The following is a 25,307-nucleotide window of genomic DNA, read 5'->3' as shown; positions in this document are numbered from 1 at the left end:
CCGCGTACTAGGGGACAGCCATGGCGAATGAACAGAAGCTTCTCGACCATCTGAAGTGGATGACCGGCGAGCTGCGCCAGGCCAACCGGCGCCTCCGCGAGGTCGAGGAGGGCGCTCGCGAGCCGATCGCCGTCGTCGCCATGAGCTGCCGGTTCCCCGGCGGGGTGGCGAGCCCGGAGGAGCTGTGGCAGCTGGTCGCCGGCGGGCGCGACGCGGTCGCGCCGTTCCCCGGCGACCGGGGCTGGGACGTCGACGCGCTCTACGACCCGGACACCGAGCGGCACGGCACCTCGTACGTGCGGGAGGGCGGCTTCCTCTCCGGGGTCGACCGGTTCGACGCCGGCCTGTTCGGCATCGCCCCCCGTGAGGCCACCGCCATGGACCCCCAGCAGCGCATCCTGCTGGAGACCGCGTGGGAGGCGTTCGAGCGGGCCGGCCTCGACCCGCGATCGCTGCGGCAGCAGCGCGTCGGCGTGTTCGCGGGCACCAACGGCCAGGACTACGGCTCGCTGATCGCCGGCGACGACGAGACCACCGAGGGCTACCTGGCCACCGGCACGGCGGCGAGTGTCATCTCCGGTCGGCTCGCCTACGCGTTCGGCCTGGAGGGCCCCGCCGTCACCGTCGACACCGCGTGCTCGTCCGCCCTGGTGGCCCTGCACCTGGCGGCGGAGTCGCTGCGCCGCGGCGAGTGCACCCTCGCGCTCGCCGGCGGTGTCACGGTGATGAGCACGCCGACCGCGTTCGTCGAGTTCAGCCGCCAGCGCGGGCTCGCCGCGGACGGGCGCTGCAAGCCGTTCGCGGCGGCCGCCGACGGCACCGGCTGGGGCGAGGGCGCCGGGCTGCTGCTGCTGGAGCGGCTCTCCGACGCCCGGCGCAACGGGCACCGGGTGCTGGCGGTGGTGCGCGGCACCGCAGTCAACCAGGACGGCGCCTCCAACGGGCTGACCGCCCCGAACGGGCCCTCGCAGCAGCGGGTGATCCGCGAGGCGCTGGCCGGCGCCGGACTGTCCCCGGCCGAGGTGGACGCGGTCGAGGCGCACGGCACCGGCACCAGGCTGGGCGACCCGATCGAGGCGCAGGCGCTGCTCGCCACGTACGGGCAGGACCGGCCCGAGGACCGGCCGTTGTGGCTGGGCTCGGTGAAGTCGAACATCGGCCACACCCAGGCGGCGGCCGGCGTCGCCGGGGTCATCAAGATGGTCATGGCGATGCGTGCCGGGGTGCTGCCGGCGACGCTGCACGTCGACGAGCCGACGCCGCACGTGGACTGGTCGGCGGGCGCTGTCGCGCTGCTGCGCGAGGCGCGCCCGTGGCCGGAGACCGGGCGGCCGCGGCGGGCCGGTGTCTCGTCGTTCGGGATCAGCGGGACGAACGCGCACGTGGTGCTGGAGTCGGCCGCGCCGGTCGAGGACGAGCCGGCCACCGAGCAGCCCGGGCCGATGCCGTTCGTGCTGTCCGCCCGGACCGGGCCGGGCCTGCGGGAACAGGCGACGCGGCTCGCCGCCCTGCTGTCGTCGGGCGCGACGCCGACCCCGGCCGCCCTCGGATCGGCCCTCGCCACCACGCGGGCGGCCCTCGACAGCCGAGCCGTGCTCGTCGCCGACGGTCTGGACGACCTGGCGGCGGCGCTCGCCGGGCCGGTCGGCGGCGAGGTCGTCGAGCCGGGTGCCCTGGCGTTCCTGTTCACCGGTCAGGGTGCGCAGCGGGTCGGGATGGGTGCCGGTCTGGTGGCGCGGTTCCCGGTGTTCGCGGAGGTGTTCGAGGGGGTCGTGGCCCGGTTCGACGGGTTGCGGGAGGCCCTCGATTCCGAGGCGATCCACCGGACGGTGCACACGCAGGCGGGGTTGTTCGCGGTCGAGGTGGCGCTCTACCGGCTCCTGGAGTCGTGGGGTGTGACGCCGGACTATCTGCTGGGTCATTCGATCGGGGAGATCGCCGCCGCGCACGTCGCCGGTGTCATGTCGTTGGACGACGCGGTGACGTTGGTGGCGGCGCGTGGTCGGTTGATGCAGGCGTTGCCGGCCGGTGGGGCGATGCTGGCGGTGCAGGCGTCCGAGGAGTCGGTGCGGGAGGTCATCGCCGGTGCGGATGTCGACGTCGCCGCGGTGAACGGCCCGGCCTCCATCGTGATTTCCGGCGCGGCCGACGCCATCGACGAGCTGGCGCCGCGGTTCGCCAAGGTGACGCGGTTGACGGTGTCGCATGCGTTCCACTCGTCGTTGATGGAGCCGATGCTCGCGGAGTTCGCGGCGGCGATCGGGCACATCGAGTTCGGGGTGCCGCGTGTTCCGGTGGTGTCGAACCTGACCGGTGTGCCGGTGCAGGAGTTCGACGCCGGCTACTGGGTGCGCCACGTGCGGGAGGCGGTGCGTTTCGACGACGGCATGTCCTGGCTCGCCGCCAACGGGGTGACCCGCTGCCTGGAGGTCGGCCCGGCGGGTGTGCTGTCCGCACTGGCCGCGCCGGAGCTGACCTGCGTCGCGGCGTTGCGCAAGGACCGCGACGAGGCGTCGACGCTGCTGGCCGCCGTCGGCCGGCTGTGGACCGTCGGCGTGCCGGTGGACTGGAGCGCGGTCCTGCCGCCGGCCGGGCACGTCGACCTGCCCACCTACCCCTTCCAGCGGCAGTCCTACTGGCCGCCGGCCCGCGCCGGCCACGGCAACATCGCCGCCGCCGGACTGTCCGCCGCCGAGCACCCGCTGCTCACCGCCGCCGTGACGCTCGCCGACGACGACGGGATCCTCCTCACCGGCCGCCTCTCCGCGCACACCCACCCGTGGCTGGCCGACCACGTGGTGCTCGACCGCGTCGTGCTGCCCGGCACCGCAGTCGTCGAGCTGGTGCTGCGCGCCGCCCAGCAGGCCGGCGGGCTCGACATCGCGGACCTCACCATCGAGACCCCGCTGGTGCTGCCCGCCACCGGCGGCGTCCAGCTCCAGGTGCGGGTCACCGACGACGCGGGCGAACGCTCGGTCCAGGTGTACGCCCGGCCCGAACCGGACGCCGGCACGGAACCGGAGTGGACCCGCCACGCGTCCGGCGCGCTCGCCACCACCGCCGGCGCCGACCAGTTCGACCTCGCGGTCTGGCCGCCGGCCGGCGCCACACCGATCGACCTCGGCGACTTCTACGGCGACGCCGCCGCGCGTACCGGCCTGCGCTACGGGCCGGTGTTCCGCGGACTGCGCGCGGCCTGGCTGCTCGACGGTGACGTCTACGCGGAGGTCGCGCTGCCCACCGAGGCGCACGCCGACGCGGCCCGGTTCGCGCTGCACCCGGCGCTGTTCGACGGCGCGCTGCACGCCGCCGCGCTCGGCGGCCTGCTGCCCGACGACGGCGCCGCCCGCCTGCCGTTCGCCTGGTCCGAGGTGCGGCTGCACGCCTCCGGCGCCCCCACGCTGCGGGTCCGCCTGCGCGCCGACGGGCCCGAGGCCGTCACGCTTCAGGTCGCCGACGTGGACGGCGTCCCGGTCGCCACCGTCGGCCGCCTGGTCCTGCGCCCGGCCTCCCGCGACCAGCTCGACTCCGTCGCCGGCGACGCGACCCGGGACGCGATGTACGCCGTGACGTGGACCGCGCTCCCGCCGTCGCGCGCCGAGGCGCCCGTCACGGACGTCGTCGTGCTGCCGGTCCGCTCCGACGACGTGCGCACGGCCGTCGCCGAGGCCCTCACCGGCGTTCAGGAATGGCTGGCCGACGACCGTTTCGCCGACGGACGGCTGGTGGTCGTGACCCGGGGCGCGGTGCCTGTCGACGCCCCGGTGACCGACCTGGCCGGTGCGGCCGTGTGGGGCCTGCTGCGCTCGGCGCAGACCGAGAACCCGGGCCGGATCGTGCTCGCCGACCTGGACCACGCGGAGCCGTCCGAGGCGCTGCTGGCCGACCTGCTCCACCGGGACGAGCCGGAACTGGCGGTGCGCGGCGCCGACGTGTTCGCCCCACGGCTGACCCGCGCCCTGCCCGCGACCACGCTCACGCTGCCGACGGACGCGGAGTCCTGGCGGGTGGCCCCGGGTGGTGACGGCGCGTTGTCGAGCCTCGCTGCCGTCGCGACGTCGGGTGTGGAGCTGGCCGCCGGTGAGGTGCGGATTGCGGTTCGCGCGGTGGGGGTGAACTTCCGTGACGTGCTGCTGGGTCTGGGGGTGTATCCGGATCCGGATGCGGTGATGGGTTCCGAGGGTGCGGGTGTGGTCGTCGAGGTCGGCCCCGACGTGTCGGGTCTGGCCGTGGGGGATCGGGTGTTCGGCCTGTTCCACGGTGGGTTCGCGCCGCAGGTGGTGGCGGATCACCGGGTGGTCGCGCGGATGCCGGCGGGGTGGTCGTTCGCGCAGGGCGCGGCGGTGCCGATGGCGTTCCTGACCGCCTGGTACGGGCTGGCGGACCTCGGGCGGCTTCAGGCCGGTCAGCGGGTGCTGGTCCATGCCGCTGCCGGCGGGGTGGGCATGGCGGCGGTGCAGCTGGCCCGGTTGTGGGGTGCGGAGGTGTTCGCGACGGCGTCGCCGGCGAAGTGGGCGGCCGTCGAGGATCTGGGTGTCGAGCCGACCCACATCGCGTCGTCGCGGGATCTCGGGTTCGCGGCGGTGTTCGGCAGTGTGGATGTGGTGTTGGACTCGCTCGCCGGTGAGTTCGTGGACGCCTCGTTGGGCATGCTGGTTCCGGGTGGCCGGTTCGTGGAGATGGGTAAGGCCGACATCCGCGACGCCGCGCAGGTCGAGCGGGAGCGTGGGGTCTGGTACAAGGCGTTCGACCTGTCGGAGGCGGGCGCGGATCGCACGGCGGCGATGCTGGCCGACCTGGTGGCGTTGTTCGAGTCGGGGGAGCTGCGGCTGCTGCCGCCGACCGTGGCGGATGTGCGGGAACTGCCCGGTGTGCTGGGCACGATGAGTCGTGGGGCGCACGTCGGGAAGAACGTGGTCCTGGTGCCCCGGCCGGTCGACGGGCCGGTGCTGATCACCGGTGGCACCGGTGGGTTGGGCGCGTTGGTGGCGGCGCATCTGGTCGAGGCGCACGGGGTGCGGGATCTGGTGCTGGTGAGTCGTTCCGGCGGTCCGGCGCCGGAGGTGGACGCGCGGGTGCGGGTGGTCGCGGCCGACGTCACCGATCGGGCCGCCCTGGCCGCGGTGGTCGACGGCATCGACGGACTCGCCGGCATCGTGCACTGCGCCGGTGTCCTCGACGACGGCGTCTTCACCAGCCTGACCGCCGAGCGGGTGGCCGGGGTCATGGCGCCCAAGGTCGACGCCGTGCTGCACCTGCACGAGCTGACCCGCGACCGGGACCTCGCGTTGTTCACCGTCTTCTCGTCGATCTCGGCGGTGTTCGGGTCGGCGGGTCAGGCGGCGTACGCGGCGGCGAACGCGTTCCTCGACGGCTTCGTCTCGTACCGTCGCGGTCTCGGTCTGGTCGGTCAGTCCCTGGGCTGGGGGTTGTGGGCCAACGCCGCCGGCATGGGCGGCCGACTGACCGGCACCGACGCCGACCGGGTCACCCGGGCCGGCGACGCCCTCACCGACGAACTGGGCCTCGCCCTCTTCGACGCGGCCCGGCACCTGCCCGCCGCGCACCTCGTCCCGGCCACCCTCGATCTCGCCGCGTTCCGCCGCGCCGGCGCCGTGCCCGCGCTGCTACGCGCCCTGGTGCGCGGCACCGGCCGACGCGCCGCCCAGCACACCGGCGGCGGCTCCGGCCTGGCCCGCCGCCTGCTGGCGCTGCCCGAGGCGGAGCGCGAGCGTACCCTCGTCACCCTCGTCTGCGACCAGGTCGCGGCGGTCCTCGGCCACAGCGGCGCCGACGCCGTCGACGCCCGGCACGCCTTCAAGGACCTCGGCTTCGACTCGCTCACCTCGGTCGAGCTGCGCAACCGGCTCAACGCGGCGGCCGGGATCCGGCTGCCCGCCACCGTCGTCTTCGACTACCCGAACCCGACAGTGCTCGCCACCTACCTCGGCCGGCAACTCGCCGGTACGGCCGACGCGGCGAAGCCGGCCGCCGCCGTCACCTTCGACGCCGACGAGCCGATCGCCATCGTCGGCATGGGCTGCCGCTTCCCCGGCGGCGTCGAGAACCCGGCCGACCTGTGGGACCTCCTCACCGCAGGCACCGACGCCATCTCGACGTTCCCCGCCGACCGCGGCTGGACCGGTGACCACGACGACTACACCCGCGTCGGCGGCTTCATCGACCACGCCGCCGACTTCGACGCGCGGCTGTTCGGCATCTCGCCGCGCGAGGCGCTCGCCATGGACCCGCAGCAGCGGGTGCTGCTGGAGACCTCCTGGGAAGCCTTCGAGTCCGCCGGCATCGACCCGGCGACGCTGCACGGCAGCCAGACCGGCGTCTTCGTCGGCGCGGCGGCCTCCCGCTACGGCCAGGGCGCGGACCTGCCGCCCGAGGCCGAGGGGCACGTCCTGACCGGCATCGCGACAAGCGTGATCTCCGGCCGGGTGGCCTACTCGTTCGGCCTCGAAGGCCCCGCCGTCACCATCGACACCGCCTGCTCGTCGTCGCTCGTCGCGCTGCACCTGGCCGCCCAGGCGCTGCGGCAGGGCGAGTGCGACATGGCGTTGGCCGGTGGCGTCACGGTGATGGCCGGGCCGGACATCTTCGTCGAGTTCAACAGGCAGCGCGGACTGGCCGCCGACGGGCGATGCAAGGCGTTCTCCGCCGAGGCCGACGGCACCGGCTGGGGCGAGGGCGCCGGCGTGCTGCTCGTCGAACGGCTCTCCGACGCACAGCGGAACAACCACCGGATCCTTGCTCTGGTACGCGGGTCGGCGATCAACCAGGACGGCGCCTCCAACGGCCTCACCGCCCCCAACGGGCCCTCCCAGCAACGGGTGATCGACCGGGCGCTGGCCGGAGCCGGACTCCGCGGTGCCGACGTGGACGCGGTCGAGGCGCACGGCACCGGCACCGCTCTCGGCGACCCGATCGAGGCGCAGGCGCTGCTCGCCACGTACGGGCAGGACCGGGACCCGAACCGTCCGCTGCTGCTCGGCTCGGTGAAGTCGAACATCGGCCACACCCAGGCGGCGGCCGGCGTCGCCGGGGTCATCAAGATGGTGCTCGCGATGCGGCACGGCGAGCTGCCGCGCACCCTGCACGCCGCGCAGCCCTCGTCGCACGTCGACTGGACCAGCGGGGCGCTGCGCCTGCTCGACGAGCCCGCCGTCTGGCCCACGACCGACCGGGCCCGCCGGGCGGCGGTCTCCTCGTTCGGCATCAGCGGCACGAACGCGCACGTGGTGCTCGAACAGGCGCCCCCGGCGCCCGCCGCCGCGCCGGAGCCGACGCCGGGCCTGGTGCCGTGGGTGGTCACCGGCCACACCGCCGACGCGGCGCGGGCCCAGGCCGGCCGGCTGCTCGACTTCGCCGCGGCCGCGACGCCGCCGCTCGACCTGGCCGCCGTCGGCCACACCCTGGCGACCGGCCGTAAGGCCCTGAAGCACCGGGCCGTCGTGGTCGGCGCCGACCTCGCCGAACTCCTCGACGGCCTGGCAGCCGTACGCGACGGCAGCCTGCTCCCCGGCACCGAACAGCTCGGCCGGACCGCTTTCCTGTTCACCGGTCAGGGTGCGCAGCGCGTCGGGATGGGCGCCGGTCTGGCGGCCCGGTTCCCGGTGTTCGCGGAGGCGTTCGAGGGGATCGTGGGTAGGTTCGACGGGTTGCGGGAGGCCCTCGATTCCGAGGCGATCCACCGGACCGTGCACACCCAGGCCGGGTTGTTCGCGGTCGAGGTGGCGTTGTTCCGGCTCCTCGAATCCTGGGGTGTGGCCCCGGACTACCTGCTGGGCCACTCGATCGGGGAGATCGCCGCCGCGCACGTCGCGGGGGTGATGTCGCTCGACGACGCGGTGACGTTGGTGGCGGCGCGTGGTCGGTTGATGCAGGCGTTGCCGTCCGGCGGGGCGATGCTGGCGGTGCAGGCGTCGGAGGAGTCGGTGCGGGAGATCATCGCCGGCACGGGCGTGGACGTCGCGGCGGTCAACGGCCCCACGTCGGTGGTGGTCTCCGGTCCGGTGGAGGCGATCGAGGATCTGGCGCCTCGGTTTGCGAAGACGAACCGGCTCTCCGTGTCGCACGCGTTCCACTCGTCGCTGATGGAGCCGATGCTGGCCTCGTTCGCGTCGGTGGCGGCCGGGCTCGCCTACCTGCCACCGCGCATCCCGGTGGTGTCGAACCTGACCGGTGCGCCGGTCGAGGAGTTCACCGCCGACCACTGGGTGAAGCACGTGCGCGAGGCGGTGCGCTTCGACGACGGGCTGCGGTGGCTGACCGCACAGGGCGTCAGCCGCTTCGTCGAGGTCGGCCCGGCGGCAGTGCTGACCGGGCTGGTGCGCGGCGGCGTCGGCGTGGCGGTGCTCCGCAAGGACCAGGACGAGGAACGGGCCGCCCTGCGGGCGCTGGCCGACCTGTTCACGGCCGGGGTCGCGATCGACTGGCCGGCGGTCACCGGCCGGCGGTCACCCACCCGGGTGGACCTGCCGACGTACGCGTTCCAGCGGGACCGCTACTGGCTGACCCCGTCCGAGCCGGCGCCGGTGGCAGGTGGCGAGGACGGCGGCTTCTGGTCGGCGGTGGAGCGCGCCGACCGGGACGGGTTGGCCGCGGAGCTGGGCCTGGCCGCCGACGGCGCGGCCGCCCTGGACGGGCTGCTGCCGTCACTGTCCGCCTGGCGTCGCCGGCGGCGCGCGCAGGGCGTGGTGGAGGGCTGGCGGTACCGGATCGGCTGGACGCCGATCGCGGAACCCGGCCCGGCGGCGCTGTCCGGGGCGTGGCTCGTGGTGTCGGACGACCCGACCGACGCCACCGACGTGGCCGCCGCGCTGACCGCGGCGGGCGCCGAGGTGGTACGGGTGCAGGGGCCGGCCGACCGTGGCGTGCTGACCGGCGTGCTGACCGTCGCCACCGACGTCCGGGGCGTCGTCTGGGCCGGCAGCGCTGGTCAGTCGTTGACCGTGCTGCTCCAGGCGGTCGCGGACGCCGGGACCGAAGCCCGGGTGTGGGCGGTGACCCGGGGCGCGGTCGCGGTGGGTCGGTCCGAGTCGGTGACTGACGTCCCCGCCGCGACGGTCTGGGGTGTGGGCCGCGTCGCCGCGCTGGAGCTGCCGCGGACGTGGGGCGGCCTGGTCGACCTTCCGGTGGTCCTGGGCGAGCGGGAGGCCCGGCGGTTCACCGCGCTCCTCGCCGGGGACGGCGAGGACCAGCTCGCGGTACGCGCCTCCGGGGTCTTCGCGCGCCGCCTGCGCCGGGCCGCCCCGGCCGGACCGGCGAACCCGGTGTCGTTGTCGGGCACCGTGCTGGTCACCGGTGGGACGGGTGCGCTGGGCTCGCGCGCGGCACGGTGGGTGGTGCGCCGTGGCGCGGAGCGGGTGGTGCTGCTGTCGCGTCGGGGTGACCTGGCGCCCGGTGTCGGCGAGCTCGTCGCCGAGTTGAGCGCCGAGGGCGCCGAGGTGTCGGTGGTGGCCTGCGACGTCGCCGACCGGGAGGCGGTCCGGCGCGTGGTCGCAGGTGTCGAGGGTCTGAGCGGCGTGGTGCACGCGGCGGGGGTGTCCGGCACGGAGCCCTTGCTGGACGTGTCGGCGGACTCCTACGGGGCGGTGGTGTCGGGCAAGGTGTCCGGTGCGCTGCACCTGGACGAGGCGACCGCCGACCTCGATCTTCAGCTGTTCCTGGTGTTCTCGTCGATCGCGGGTGTCTGGGGCAGCGGCGGTCAGGCCGCGTACGCCGCCGGCAACGCGCTGCTGGACGCGCTCGTCGAGTCGCGGCGCGCCGCCGGCAAGGCGGGTACGGCAGTCGCCTGGGGACCGTGGGCCGAGGGTGGGATGGCCGGCGAGGTGGGCGCCGCCGACTACCTGGCGCGTCGTGGCCTGGCGGCGATGGATCCCGACCTGGCGATGCAGGCCCTCGACATGGCGGTCGACGCCGGTGACGTGACGACGACCGTGGCGGACGTGGACTGGTCGCGGTTCGTGGCGACGTTCGCCGCCCAGCGGCCGGCGCCGCTGTTCGGCGAGTTCGTCGTGGTCGAGGAGACGGTCGCGGACGGCGGATTGACCGCCCGCCTCGCGGGCATGTCCGAGGCCGAGCGGCGTCGCGAGCTGTTGGCGTTGGTGCGGGCGCAGACCGCGAGGGCCCTGGGCTATTCCGGGGTGGTGCAGGTGGAGCCGCAGTCCGCGTTCCGGGACCTGGGTATCGACTCGGTGACCGCGGTGGAGGTGAAGAGCCGCATCAACGCGGCCACCGGCCTGCACCTGGGGTCGTCGCTGGTGTTCGACTACCCGACCCCGCAGGTCCTCGCCGACCATCTGCTGGAGGCGCTGGGCCTCGCCGGTGCGGCCGACGTGCCGGCCGTGGCCGTGCCGCAGTCGCTGACCGGTGACGACATCGTGATCGTGGGGATGGCGTGCCGGTATCCGGGTGGGGTGGAGTCGCCGGAGGATCTGTGGCGGTTGGTCGCCGGGGGCGCGGATGGCATGTCGGTGTTCCCGTCGGACCGGGGTTGGGTGGTGCCCGACGGCGCCGGCTATGCGGCGCTGGGTGGGTTCGTGGACAGCGCGACCGGCTTCGACGCGGGTCTGTTCGGGATCTCGCCGCGTGAGGCGGTGGCGATGGATCCGCAGCAGCGGCTGTTGTTGGAGGTGTCGTGGGAGACCCTCGAACGTTCGGGGGTGGATCCGCGGTCGTTGCGGGGTCGTCCGGTTGGTGTGTTCGTGGGCGCGTCGCACTCGGGGTACTCCGCTGACGGCGCGGACGGTCATGTGTTGACCGGTACGGCGAACAGTGTGATCTCGGGTCGGGTGTCGTACTCGTTCGGGTTCGAGGGTCCGGCGATGACGGTCGACACGGCCTGTTCGTCGTCGCTTGTCGCGCTGCACCTGGCCGCGCAGGCGTTGCGTTCTGGTGAGTGTGATCTGGCGCTTGCCGGTGGGGTCACGGTGATCACGGGTCCGGAGGTGTTCGCGGAGTTCGCCCGCCAGGACGGCCTGTCGTCGGACGGCCGGTGCAAGTCGTTCGCCGGGAGCGCGGACGGCACCGGGTGGGCCGAGGGCGCCGGCATGCTGCTGGTGGAGCGCCGTGGTGACGCGGAACGGCTCGGGCACCGCATCCTGGCCGTCATCAGCGGCAGCGCCGTCAACCAGGACGGTGCGTCGAACGGTCTGACCGCGCCGAACGGGCCGGCGCAGCAGCGGGTGATCCGGCAGGCCCTGGCCAGCGCCGGGTTGACGACCGCCGACGTGGACGCGGTGGAGGCGCACGGCACCGGCACCCGGTTGGGTGATCCGATCGAGGCGCAGGCGTTGCTGGCGACCTACGGGCAGGATCGTGAGCAGCCGTTGTGGTTGGGGTCGATCAAGTCGAACATCGGCCACACCCAGGCCGCCGCCGGTGTCGCCGGGATCATCAAGATGATCCTGGCGATGCGCCACGGTGTGCTGCCGGCGACGTTGCACGTGGACGAGCCGTCCCCGCACGTGGACTGGTCCGCCGGAGCGGTGGAGCTGCTCACGGCGGCGCGGCCGTGGGAGCCGAACGGCCACGCGAGGCGGGCGGCGGTGTCGGCGTTCGGGATCAGCGGCACCAACGCGCACGTGATCCTGGAGGAGCCGGCCGCGCGACCGACGGAGGTCGAGGCGCCCGAGGTCGACGGTCCGCTGCCGTGGCCGGTGTCGGCGCGGTCGGCGGAGGCACTGGCCGGGCAGCTCGTCCGGCTGCGGGACGCCGTGGCGGAGCTGGACCCGGCGGCGGTGGCGTGGTCCCTGGCCACCGGCCGCGCCGGACTGGAGCACCGTGCGGTCCTGCTGGCGGCTACCCGTGAGAACTTCCTGGCCGCGCTGCCGGCACCCACCGGGCCGGACGTCGCCGGTCCGAAGCCCTTCCCGGTACCTGACGCCGTCGGTCCGCAGAAGTCCGTGGCGCCTGACGCCGTCGGTGCGCACGCGGCTGTGGTGTCGGGTGTGGTGTCCGAGGGTGCTCTGGCGTTCCTGTTCACCGGTCAGGGTGCGCAGCGCGTGGGGATGGGCCTGCGGTTGGCGGAGCGGTTCCCGGTGTTCGCGGCGGCGTTCGACGGCATCTGCGCCCGCTTCGACCTGGTGCTGGACGTGCCGTTGCGGGAGGCGGTCGACTCCGACGCGATCCACCGGACCGTCTACGCCCAGGCCGGTCTGTTCGCGGTCGAGGTGGCGCTGTTCCGTCTGGTCGAGTCGTGGGGTGTCATCCCGGACTTCCTGCTGGGTCACTCGATCGGTGAGATCGCCGCGGCGCATGTGGCGGGTGTCCTGTCGCTCGACGACGCGGTGACGTTGGTGGCGGCGCGTGGTCGGTTGATGCAGGCGTTGCCGTCCGGTGGGGCGATGCTGGCGGTGCAGGCGTCCGAGGAGTCGGTGCGCGAGATCATCGCCGGCACGGGTGTGGACGTCGCGGCGGTGAACGGCCCGACCTCTGTCGTCGTCTCCGGTCCGGCCGACGTGATCGACGAGCTGGCGCCACGCTTTGCCAAGGCGACCCGGTTGACGGTGTCGCACGCGTTCCACTCGTCGCTGATGGAGCCGATGCTCGCGGACTTCGCGGCCGCGATCGGGCACATCGAGTTCGGGGTGCCGCGTATTCCGGTGGTGTCGAACCTGACCGGTGCGCCGGTCGAGGAGTTCACCGCCGACTACTGGGTGCGGCACGTCCGGGAGGCGGTCCGCTTCGACGACGGCATGTCCTGGCTGGCCGCCAACGGGGTGACCCGCTGCCTGGAGATCGGCCCCGCCGGTGTGCTGTCCGCGACGGCCGCCCCGGACCTCACCTACGTCCCGGCGCTGCGCAAGGACCGCGACGAGGTGTCCACGCTGCTGGCTGCCGTCGGGCGGCTCTGGACCGTCGGCGTCTCCGTCGACTGGACCGCGATCCTGCCCGCCGCGCCCCGCGTCGACCTGCCCACGTACGCCTTCCAGCGGGACCGCTACTGGCGGTCGCCGCGCACCGCGGACCCGGTCGAGGCGGCGTTCTGGCAGGCGGTCGAGGACGGGAGCCTGCACGACCTGCTGCACACCGACGTACCGGCCTCGCTGGGCGCCGCGCTCGCCGAGTGGCGACGTGACCGGGTGGCGGCCGGCGCCACCGCCTCCTGGCGCTACGAGGTCACCTGGGAACCGGTCGCCGAGCCGCCCGCGCCGGCCGCCGGACAGTGGGTCGTGCTCGTGCCCCGGCCGGGCATGGCCGAGGCGATGTTCGGCGGCACCGGCCTGGACTTCACCGAGATGCTGGTCGGCGAGGAGGGTCTCGTCGGCCTCGACCCGGACGTCGCCGGGGTGGTGTCGCTGCTGCCGGCGACCGCGCACGAACTGCTGGCGACGGTGCGCGCCCTCGACGGGACCCGCCTGTGGTGGGTCACGGCCGGGGCGGTGTCGGTGGGCCGGTCCGACCCGCTGACCGACGTCGCGGCGTCGATGGTGTGGGGCGCGGGCCGGGTGGCCGCCCTGGAACTGCCGGAGCTGTGGGGCGGCCTGATCGACGCCCCGGTCGCACCGGACGAGCGGGCGCGCCGCCGCCTGGCCGCCGTGCTCGGCGGCGCGGAGGACCAGGTCGCGGTGCGCGGCGACGGGGTGTACGTCCGCCGGCTGCGTCCGGCCGCCGGGAGCGCGCCGGCCGAGGCGCGCACCTGGGACGGTACGGTCCTGGTCACCGGCGGTACCGGGGCGCTCGGTGCTCAGGTGGCCCGTTGGCTGGTGGGTCGTGGGGTGTCGCGGTTGGTGTTGACGTCGCGGCGGGGGATGGACGCGCCGGGTGCCGCCGAGTTGGTGGCGGAGCTGTCGCCGGCGCGGGTGGACGTGGTGGCGTGTGACGTCGCGGATCGTCCGCAGGTGGCGGAGTTGCTGGCCGGGATCCCGGACCTGCGCGGGGTGGTGCACGCCGCCGGGGTCTCCGGAGTGGGCCTGCTGACCGAGTCCACCCCGGAGGAGTTCGCGCAGATCGTGCGCGGCAAGGTCGCCGGCGCGGTCAACCTGGACGCGTTGACCGACGGGCTGGACCTGTTCGTGGTGTTCTCGTCGATCTCCGGCGTGTGGGGCAGCGGAAGCCAGGCCGCGTATTCGGCCGGCAACGCGTTCCTGGACGCCCTGGTGCAGTCGCGCCGGGCCGCCGGAAAGGCGGGCACGGCGATCGCCTGGGGCCCGTGGGCCGAGGCCGGCATGCTGGTCACCGAGGAGGGCGCCGAGGACTACCTGCGCCGTCGCGGGCTGCGCCCGATGCCGCCGGCGCTGGCGATCCGGGCGTTGGCCGAGGCGGTCGACGCCGACACCGGTTGCCTGACCGTCGCCGACGTCGACTGGGCCCGGTTCGGGCCGGCGTTCACCGCCTCCCGACCCAGCCCGCTGCTCCAGCACGTGCTCGACACCGAACCGGCGGCGGACCCGACCGCGAGCCGGTGGGCGACGGAGGTCGCCGCGATGCCGGCGGCCGAACGCGGGCGGTCGGTGCTCGCGCAGGTGCGCCGCACGGTCGCCGAGGTGCTCGGGTACGCCGACGTGGACCGGGTGCCGCCGGGCCGGGCGTTCAAGGACCTCGGCGTCGACTCGCTCACCGCGGTCGAGCTGCGCGACCGCTTGCAGGCGCTGACCGGGCTGGCGCTGCCGGCCAGCCTCGCCTTCGACCACCCCAGCCCGACCGCGATCGTCCGGATGCTGCTGGAGCGTCTCGTCGAAGCGCCGACCACTGTCGCGACGACCACTGTCGCCGCGGTGAGCGGCGACCCGGTGGTGATCGTCAGCATGGCCTGCCGCTACCCGGGCGGGGTGGACTCGACCGAGGCGCTGTGGGCGGTGGTCGAGGGCGCCGAGGACGTGCTGACGCCGTTCCCCGGGGACCGGGGCTGGGACCTCGACGGGCTCGCGGCGGGCGGCTCGGACACCACAATGGGCGGCTTCCTGGACGGGGCGGCCGATTTCGACGCCGGGCTGTTCGGGGTGTCGGCCCGGGAGGCGCTGGCGATGGACCCGCAGCAACGGCTGCTGCTGGAGACCACCTGGGAGCTGTTCGAGAAGGCGGGCATCCCGCCGACCTCGCTGGCGGGCACGTCGACCGGGGTCTTCGTGGGCTCGAACACCCAGGACTACTCGGGCGTACTCGCCGCCGGCACCGGCCACGACGGCTACCTGGCCACCGGCACCTCGGCGAGCGTCGTCTCCGGACGGCTGTCGTACGTCTTCGGGCTGGAAGGCCCGGCCGTCACCGTCGACACCGCCTGTTCGTCGTCGCTCGTCGCGTTGCACCTGGCCGCGCAGGCCCTGCGGGCCGGCGAGTGCGACCTCGCCGTGACCGGCGGGGTGGCGGTCGTCTCGACGCCCGGCATCTTCACCGAGTTCTCCCGCCAGGGCGGCATGGCGCCCGACGGCCGCTGCAAGGCGTTCGCCGAGGGCGCGGACGGCACCGGTTGGGGTGAGGGCGCCGGCGTCCTGCTGCTGGAGCGGCTGTCCGACGCCCGCCGGAACGGGCACGAGATCCTCGCCGTGGTCGCCGGTTCCGCGATCAACCAGGACGGTGCGTCGAACGGTCTGACCGCGCCGAACGGGCCGGCGCAGCAGCGGGTGATCCGGCAGGCCCTCGCGAACGCCGGGCTGAGCCCCGCCGAGGTGAGCGTCGTCGAGGCGCACGGCACCGGTACGAAGCTGGGCGACCCGATCGAGGCGCAGGCGTTGCTGGCCACCTACGGCCAGGACCGCGACGAGCCGCTGTGGCTCGGCTCGGTCAAGTCGAACATCGGGCACACCCAGGCCGCCTCCGGCGTCGCCGGGGTCATCAAGATGGTGCTGGCGATGCGGCACCACACGTTGCCGGCGACGCTGCACGTCGACCAGCCGTCGACGAAGGTCGACTGGTCGTCGGGCGCGGTACGGCTGCTGACCGAGGCCCGGGACTGGACCGGCGGGGACCGGACCCGCCGGGCCGGGGTGTCGTCGTTCGGGATGAGCGGCACGAACGCGCACGTGATCCTGTCGGAGCCCCCGGCGGCCCCGACCGTCGCGCCGGTGGCGCTCCCGTCCGGGCCGGCGGTGCCGTGGCTGCTGTCGGCGCGTTCCGCCGAGGCGCTGACCGGGCAGGCACGTAAGCTCGCCGACTTCGTGGCCGCCCGGCCCGACCTCGACGTGGCCGCCGTGGCCGGCGCGTTGCGCTCCAACCGGGCCGTGCTGGAGCACCGGGCCGTCGCCGTCGGGTCCACCCGGGACGACCTGCTCGCCGCCCTGACCGCGATCCGGCCCGGCGAGCCGGTGACCGACGCCGACGGCGGTGTCGTGCTGGTCTTCCCCGGGCAGGGTGCCCAGTGGCTCGGGATGGCCGCGGCGCTGCTGGACGAGTCGCCGGTGTTCGCCGCCCGGATCGCCGAGTGCGCGGCGGCGCTCGACGGATACGTCGACTGGTCGCTGCTCGACGTGCTGCGGTCGACGGACGACGGCTGGATGTCGCGGGTAGACGTCGTGCAGCCGGTGCTGTGGGCGGTGATGGTCTCGCTGGCCGCCGTCTGGCAGTCGCTCGGCGTGGAGATCGCCGGTGTGGTCGGCCACTCGCAGGGCGAGATCGCGGCGGCGGCGGTCGCCGGGATCCTGTCGCTCGCCGACGCGGCGATGGTGGTGGCCGTCCGGTCGCGTGCGCTGCGGGCGATCGCCGGCACCGGCGGGATGATCGCGGTCGCGATGGGCGCCGACGCCGCCGCCGAGTTGCTGGACGAGCTGCCCGGCATGTCGCTGGCGGCCGTCAACGGTCCGGCGTCGGTGGTGCTCTCCGGCGACGTCGCCGGCATCGAGGCGGTACTGGCGCGGTGCGCGGAGCGGGGCGTGTGGTGCCGGCAGGTTCCGGTCGACTACGCCTCGCACAGTGCCCAGGTCGACGGCCTGCGCGCGGAGCTGCTGGCCGCGTTCGACGGGTTGACCCCGCGGGCGGGCACGGTGCCGTTCCACTCGACGGTGACCGGCGGCCTCGTCGACGCGGCGGAGCTGGACGCGGCGTACTGGTTCGAGAACCTGCGCCGCCCGGTGCGCTTCGACCAGGTCGTCACCGGCCTGATCGCCGCCGGGCACCGGCTGTTCGTCGAGGCCAGCCCGCACCCGGTGCTGGTCGCCGGCGTGGGAGAGCGCGGCGGCCTGGTGACCGGCTCGCTGCGCCGGGACGAGGGCGGGCTGGCGCGGATGCTGCGCTCGGCCGGCGACCTCTGGGCCCTGGGCGGTCACGTCGACTGGTCGGCGGTGACCGGCGCCGGCACGGTGCGGGACCTGCCGACGTACGCGTTCCAGCGACGCCGCTACTGGCCGGCGCCGGCCGCCGGCGCCGCGGACGCGGCGGCGATCGGCCTGTCCGGGCTGACCCACCCGCTGCTCGGCGCCACCACGGTGCTCGCCGACACCGACGGCGTGCTGCTGTCCGGCCGGGTCGCGCCCGCGTCGCCGGGCTGGCTCGCCGACCACCGGGTGGCCGGCCGGGTGGTCCTGCCCGGCACCGCCTTCCTGGAACTCGCCCTGCAGGCCGCCCAGCGCACCGGCGACCGCCGGATCGGTGAGCTGACCGTGGCGGCGCCGCTCGTGCTCGACGGCGGTGCGGCCCAGCTCCAGGTCCGGGTGGCCGAGGCCGACGAGCACGGACGACGTGCCCTGCACATCTACGCCCGGCCCGAGCACGACGCCGACGGGTCCTGGACGCGGCACGCCTCGGGCACGCTGGAGCCGACCGGACCGGCCGCCCCGGCCGGTGTCGGCGCCTGGCCGCCGGCCGACGGCATGGTCCTGGACGTGCCGGCGTTCTACCAGGCTGCGGCCGCCGCCGGTTACGACTACGGCGCCGCCTTCCGCGGCCTCCACCGGGCCTGGCGGGTCGGCGACGACGTCTACGCCGAGGTCGAACTGCCCGCCGACATCGCCACCGAGGGCGCCGGCTACGGCCTGCACCCGGCGCTGCTCGACGCCGCGTTGCAGGCCGTCGGGCTGGGCGACTTCATCACGGCGGACGGCCTCGCGCTGCCCTTCGCCTGGACCGGCGTCCAGCTGTCCGCGGTGGGCGCGACAGCGCTGCGGGTACGGATCAGCGCCGCCGGCCCGGACGCCGTCAGCGTCACCGTGACCGACCCGGCCGGCGCACCGGTCGCGACGGTCGAGCGACTGGACTTCCGGGCGCTGGGCGCGGGCGGGTTGCCCAGCGCCGCCGGCACCCGGGAGGCGCTGCTGCGGATCGACTGGTCGCCGCTGCGTGACGCGGTCGCCGTGGACGTGCCGGCCGAGGTGTGGCGGGTGGACGCGCCGGACGTCGCAGTGGTGTTGGAACGGGTTCAGGGGTGGCTCGCGTCGACGATCGATGGCGTCCTGGTTGTGGTGGTCAACGCTGCGGTGCCGGTCGGCGGCGCGGCAGTCGACCCGTACGCGGCTGGGGTGTGGGGATTGTTGCGGTCGGCGCAGTCGGAGAATCCGGGCCGGATCGTGCTCGTCGACAGCGACGGGGGCGACGAGGACGGGTTCCTGCGCGGGTTGGCCGGGTTGGGTGAGCCGCAGCTGGCGGTGCGGGGGTCGGCGGTGTTCGTGCCGCGTCTGGTGCGGGCGTTGCCGTCGTCGTCGCTGGTGGTGCCGGACGCCCCGGCGTGGCGCCTCGACATGGTCGGCGGGTCGTCGTTGGACTGCCTGGCGTTGGTGCCGGCCGACGACGCGCTGGCCCCGTTGGCCGCCGGTCAGGTGCGGGTGTCGATGCGCGCCGCCGGCGTCAACTTCCGCGACGTCCTGGTCGCGCTCGGCGTGCACACCGCGACGAGCATCATGGGCTCCGAGGGCGCCGGCGTCGTCCTCGAGGTGGCCCCGGACGTCACCGACCTGAAGCCCGGCGACCGCGTCTTCGGCTCGTACGTCGGTGCCTTCGGCCCGGTGGCGGTGACCGACCGGCGGCTCGTGTCGCCGATGCCGGCGCAGTGGACGTTCGCCCAGGCGGCGTCCGTGTCGACCGCGTTCGTGACCGCGTTCTACGGGCTGCGGGACGTGGCCGGGTTGCGGGCGGGGGAGCGGCTGCTGGTGCACGCCGGCGCCAGTGGCGTCGGCATGGCCGCGGTCCAGTTGGCGCGGGCGTGGGGTGTGGAGGTGTTCGCGACCGCGTCGCCGGCGAAGTGGGACGTGCTAAGGGGTCTGGGTCTGGACGACGCGCACATCGCGTCGTCGCGGGACACGGGTTTCGAGGCGGCGTTCGGCCGGGTGGACGTGGTGTTGAACTCGCTGGCGGGTGAGTTCATCGACGCGTCGTTGCGGATGCTGGGCGACGGTGGCCGGTTCGTCGAGATGGGCAAGGCCGACTACCGCGACGCGGGCCCACTCGCCGAGCGCGGCGTGCGCTACGCGACGTTCGACCTCGCCAGCGAAGGCTGGGAGCGCACCGCCCCGATCCAGCGCGAGGTGCTCGGGATGTTCGACAGCGGCGAGGTGTCGCTGCTGCCGTTCCGGGTGTGGGACGTGCGGGATGCGGCGGAGGCGTTCCGGTTCATGTCGCAGGGCCGGCATGTGGGCAAGATCGTGTTGACGATTCCGTCGGCGCTGTCGGGGACGGTGTTGTTGACCGGTGGCACGGGTGTGTTGGGCGGGTTGTTCGCGGAGCACCTGGTCGGAACGCACGGGGTGCGGGATCTGGTGTTGGTGTCGCGTCGCGGCCGGGCTGCGCCCGGTGCGGACGACCTGGTGGAGCGGTTGCGGGCTGCCGGCGCTCGGGTGCGGGTGGTCGCGGCGGATGTGGCGGATCGTGGGGCGTTGGCGGGGGTGCTGGAGGGGATCGAGGTTCTGTCGGGTGTGGTGCATCTGGCGGGTGTGTTGGATGACGGGGCGTTTGAGGGTTTGTCCGGCGAGCGGGTGGCGTCGGTGTGGGCGGGTAAGGCGGTGGCGGCGGCTCATTTGGATGAGTTGACGCGGGGTCGGGATCTGGCGTGGTTCGTGGTGTTCTCGTCGGCGTCGGCGACGTTCGGTACGGCGGGTCAGGCGGGGTATGCGTCGGCGAATGCGTTTCTGGATGGTCTGGTCGCGGCTCGGCGGGCGGAGGGTTTGCCGGGGTTGTCGGTGGGGTGGGGGTTGTGGGCGGCGTTGTCGGAGATGACGTCGCATTTGGATGAGCGTGCGGTGGCGCGTATTGGTGGGGTGTTGTCGTCGGGGTTGGGTGTGGCGTTGTTCGACGAGGCGGTGCGTCTGCCGTTGCCGCATGTGGTGCCGATCAGTTTGGACCTGTCCGGCTATCGCGGCGGTGACGTGGAGGTGCCGGCGCTGCTGCGCTCGCTGGTCCGACCGGCCCTGCGCCGGGCCGGCGTCGCCGCACCCAACACCGACACCTTCGCCGACCGCCTCGCCGCGCTGCCCGAGGCCGCGCGGCACCGGTTCGTGCTCGACACCGTCGTCGACCACGCCGCCGCCGTGCTCGGCCACGAACCCGCCGAGGCGATGAGCCCGAACCAGGCGTTCAAGACGCTCGGCTTCGACTCGCTGACCTCCGTCGAGCTGCGCAACCGGCTGCGCGCCGCCACCGGCGTGCTGCTGCCCGCCACGCTCGTCTTCGACTACCCGTCCCCGGCGGCGCTCGCCGGGTTCCTCCTGGAACGGCTGACCGGCGACAGCGGCCCGGCCGCACCCGTCGCCCGGCCGGCCGTCCAGGTCGGTGACGACGACCCGGTCGTGGTGGTGGGCATGGGCTGCCGCCTGCCGGGCGGCGTGTCCTCCCCGGAGCAGCTCTGGGACGTGGTGGCCGGCGGCCGCGACGCGATCACCGGGTTCCCGGCCGACCGCGGCTGGGACCTGGCGAACCTGTACGACCCGGACCCGGACCGTGCCGGCACCACGTACGTGCGTGAAGGCGGGTTCGTCGACGCCGCCGCCGGTTTCGACGCCCGGCTGTTCGGTATCTCCCCCCGCGAGGCGCTCGCCATGGACCCCCAGCAGCGGCTGCTGCTGGAGGTGTCCTGGGAGGCCCTCGAACGCGCCGGGATCTCCCCGGACTCGCTGCGCGGCTCGCCCACCGGCGTGTTCGTCGGCGGCGCCTCCTCGACGTACGGGATCGGTGTGGACCTGCCCGACGGCGTGGAGGGGCACCTGCTGACCGGCTCGGTCACCAGCGTCATGTCCGGCCGGGTGGCGTACCAGTTCGGCCTGGAAGGCCCGGCGGTGACCATCGACACCGCGTGCTCGTCGTCGCTCGTCGCGCTGCACCTGGCCGCACAGGCGCTGCGAGCCGGCGAGTGCGACCTGGCGCTGGCCGGCGGCGTCACGGTGCTGACCAACCCCGGCATCTTCACCTCGTTCGCCCGCCAGCGCGGCCTGGCCGCCGACGCCCGGTGCAAGCCGTTCGCGGCCGCCGCCGACGGCACCAGCATGGCCGAGGGCGCCGGCGTGCTCGTCGTGGAACGCCTGTCCGACGCGCGCCGCCACGGCCACCACGTGCTCGCCGTGGTGCGCGGCAGCGCGGTCAACCAGGACGGCGCCTCCAACGGCCTCACCGCCCCCAACGGGCCCGCCCAGCAGAAGGTGATCCGGCAGGCCCTGGCCGGCGCCGGGCTGAACGCCGCCGACGTCGACGTGGTCGAGGCGCACGGCACCGGCACGAAGCTCGGTGACCCGATCGAGGCGCAGGCGCTGCTCGCCACGTACGGGCAGGACCGGGACCGGCCGCTCTGGCTCGGCTCGGTGAAGTCGAACATCGGGCACACCCAGGCCGCCGCCGGGGTCGCCGGGATCATCAAGATGGTCATGGCGTTGCGGCACGAGGCGCTACCGGCGTCGCTGCACGTCGACGAGCCGACCCCCGAGGTCGACTGGTCCACCGGAGCCGTCCGCCTGCTCACCGAGTCCCGCCCGTGGGACACCACCGACGACCGTCCGCGCCGGTTCGCGGTCTCCTCGTTCGGCATCAGCGGCACCAACGCCCACGCCATCTTCGAGGCGCCGCCCACGGACGACGCCCCGGCGGTCGCGCCGACGGTCGCCGGACCGCTCCCGTGGCCGCTGTCCGCGCAGAGTCCCGAGGCGCTGCGGGCCCAGGCCGGCCGGCTGCGCGAGCTGCTCGACCGGGAACCGCGGCTCGACCCGGCCGACGTCGGGGCCGCGCTCGCCGCCACCCGGGCCACCCTCGGCCACCGTGCCGTCCTGACCGCCACCGACCGCGTCGGGTACGCCGCCGCGCTCGACGCGCTCGCGACCGGCGCGCCGACGCCGGCGGTGGTCACCGGCGTCGCCCAGGACCGCCGGACCGCGTTCCTGTTCACCGGGCAGGGCGCCCAGCGGATCGGCATGGGCGTCGGGCTGGCCGCCCGGTTCCCGGTGTTCGCCGAGACGTTCGACGACATCGTCGCCCGCTTCGACGGACTGCGGGAGGCGCTCGCCGCGGAGGAGATCCACCGGACCGTCCACGCCCAGGCCGCGCTGTTCGCGGTCGAGGTGGCGCTGCACCGGCTCCTGGAGAGTCGGGGGATCAGCCCCGACTTCCTGCTCGGGCACTCGATCGGGGAGATCGCCGCGGCCCACGTCGCGGGCGTGCTCGACCTGGACGACGCGGTGACCCTGGTCGCCGCCCGGGGCCGGCTCATGCAGGCGCTGCCGGCCGGCGGCGCGATGCTCGCGGTGCAGGCCACCGAGTCCGAGGTCCGCGCCATGCTTCCCGACGGCGTGGACGTCGCCGCCGTCAACGGCCCGACCTCGATCGTCCTGGCCGGGCCCGCCGAGGCGGTCGACGAGCTGGCCCCCCGGTTCGCCAAGGCGACCCGGTTGACCGTGTCGCACGCGTTCCACTCGTCGCTGATGACCCCGATGCTCGCCGAGTTCGCCGAGGTGGCCGGCGGCCTGACCTACCGGCGTCCGCTGATCCCGATCGTGTCCGGCCTGACCGGGGAGCCGGTCGACGACTACTCGGCCGGCTACTGGGTGCGGCACGCCCGGGAGACGGTCCGCTTCGCCGACGGCGTCCGGTGGCTCCAGGACCACGGCGTCTCCGCGTACGTCGAGGTCGGGCCGGACGGTGTGCTCGCCGCGATGCTGCCGGCGTGCCTGCGGGAACCGGCCGGCGGCGAACTCGCACCGGTCGTCGTGGCCACCCAGCGGCGTGATCGCGACGAGGCCGAGACGCTGACCCAGGCCGCCGGCCGGCTGTTCGCCGAGGGCGCCCCGGTGCGTTGGGACGCCTGGTACCCGGGCGCCGCCCGCCGGGTCGACCTGCCGACGTACGCGTTCCAGCGCGAGCGGTTCTGGCTCGCCGACCGGGCCGCCCGTCCGGCCGAGGACGGCGCCGCCGAGCGGCACTTCTGGGATGCGGTGGCCGGTGGCGACCTGGACGCGATCGCCGCCGACCTGGATCTCGACGCCGGCACCCCGTCCCGGGAGGCGCTCGGCAGCGTGCTGCCCGCGCTGTCGAGCTGGCACCGCCGGCAGCGGGAGCAGGCGGCCGTGCTCGACCTGCGGCACGCCGTGCGGTGGGAGCCGCTGGACCGCTCCGCCGCACCGCCGGCGAACGGGCCGTGGCTGGTGATCGCCGCGCCGGGCGACGAGCCGCCGCTGGACGACGTGGTGCCGGTGCGCGACGCGGCGACCCGTACCGACCTGGCCGTCGCGCTGCGCGCCGCGGCCGACGGGACCACGCCCGCCGGGGTGCTGTGGGCGCCGCCCGCCGGACTCGCCGACGCGGCCGCGCGGACCCTCACCGTCGTCCAGGCCCTGGACGACTCCGGCATCGGCGTACCGCTGTGGTGCCTGACCCGCGCCGCCGTGCAGACCGGCGCCGACCCGGACGTGGACGTCGCGCACGCGCAGATCTGGGGCTTCGGCCGGGCCGCCGCGCTGGACTGGCCGCAGACCTGGGGTGGGCTGGTCGACGGCCCGACCCGCTGGACCGCTCGCACCCGGGCCGACCTGGCCCGGACACTCGGCGGCGACGAGGACCAGGTCGCCCTGCGCGACGGCGGCGCGCTCGGCCGCCGGATCACCCGGGCCGCCACGCTGCCCGCCGCGCGGTCGCCCTGGCGCCCGGCCGGCACCGTGGTCGTCACCGGCGGCACCGGCGCGCTCGGGGCCGAGGTCGCGACGTGGCTCGCCGAGCGGGGCGCGGAACACCTGCTCCTGCTCAGCCGGCGCGGGCCGGACGCGCCCGGCGCCGCCGAGCTGACCGCCGACCTGCGCGCCGCCGGAACCCAGGTGACGGTCGCCGCCTGCGACGTCGCCGACCGGGCCGCGCTCGCGGCGGTGCTCGCCGCCGTGCCGGCGGACCGGCCGGTCACCGGCGTCGTGCACACCGCCGGCGTCGACACCGGCCAGACACTGGACACCGCCACCGAGGAACACGTGGCGAGCGTGCTGCGGGCCAAGGTGGACGGCGCCCGCCACCTCGACGAGCTGCTCGCCGACGCGCCGCTCGACGCGTTCGTGCTGTTCTCGTCGATCGCCGGGATCTGGGGCAGCGGGCACCAGGCGGCGTACAGCGCGGCCAACGCCGCCCTCGACGCGCTCGCCGAGCGGCGCCGCCTGCGGGGCCGCACCGCCACCGCGGTCGCCTGGGGGCCGTGGGCCGGCACCGGCATGGCGGCCACCGAGGAGGCCGCCGCGTTCCTGCGCCGCCGAGGGCTGCGGCCGATGCCGGTACGGTCGGCGCTGACCGCGCTGGGCCACGCGGTCGACCACGACGAGACCTGCGTGACGGTCGCCGACGTGGACTGGACGCCGTTCCTGGCCGCCTTCACCGCCATGCGGCCCAGCCCGCTGATGCGGACGGTGGCGCCCGCGCCCGACGGCACGGAGGTGCCGGAGCCGGCGGCGGAGGCCACCGGGGAGTTGCACTCGCGGCTCACCGGTCTCCCGCCCGCCGACCGCTACCGGGTGCTGGCCGACCTGGTCTGCCGCACCGCCGCCGACACCCTCGGCTACACCGGCGGCGCCGCCGTCGAGGAGAACCGCAGCTTCAAGGAGCTCGGCTTCGACTCGCTGACCGCTGTCGAGTTCCGCAACCAGCTGAACGCGGCGACGGCGCTCACCCTGCCCATCTCCCTGGTGTTCGACCACCCGACCCCGGCCGCCGCCGCGGCCTACCTGGAGCGTGAGCTGTGCGCCGGGCAGGCCGACGACCCGGACGAGCAGGAGACCGCGCTGCGGGCCGCGCTGGCGACCGTGCCGATCGCCCGCCTCCGCGACGCCGGCGTCCTCGACGTGCTGCTGCGCGTCGCCGGGCTGGCCGTCGACGAGGAGCCGGCCGGTTCCGGTCCGGCGGCCGAGGAGATCGACGACCTCGACGTGGACGCCCTGATCCAGATCGCGCTCGAGAACGACAACGACTGATGCTGCTGCTGA

Annotated in this window: 1 protein-coding gene; it reads left to right on the top strand. The window is 74.9% G+C overall.

Annotated elements, in window-relative coordinates; genetic code table 11:
• The first annotated feature begins 20 nt into the window (after positions 1-20).
• On the top strand, positions 21-25,295 hold the full coding sequence (locus O7598_RS17580; protein WP_269692421.1) for a type I polyketide synthase: 25,275 nt from the start codon (positions 21-23) through the stop codon (positions 25,293-25,295).
• Positions 25,296-25,307: the final 12 nt, after the last annotated feature.

Source organism: Micromonospora sp. WMMC241, from assembly GCF_027460165.1.
GTDB lineage: Bacteria > Actinomycetota > Actinomycetes > Mycobacteriales > Micromonosporaceae > Micromonospora > Micromonospora humi.
This window is presented reverse-complemented; position numbering and strand designations above follow the sequence as displayed.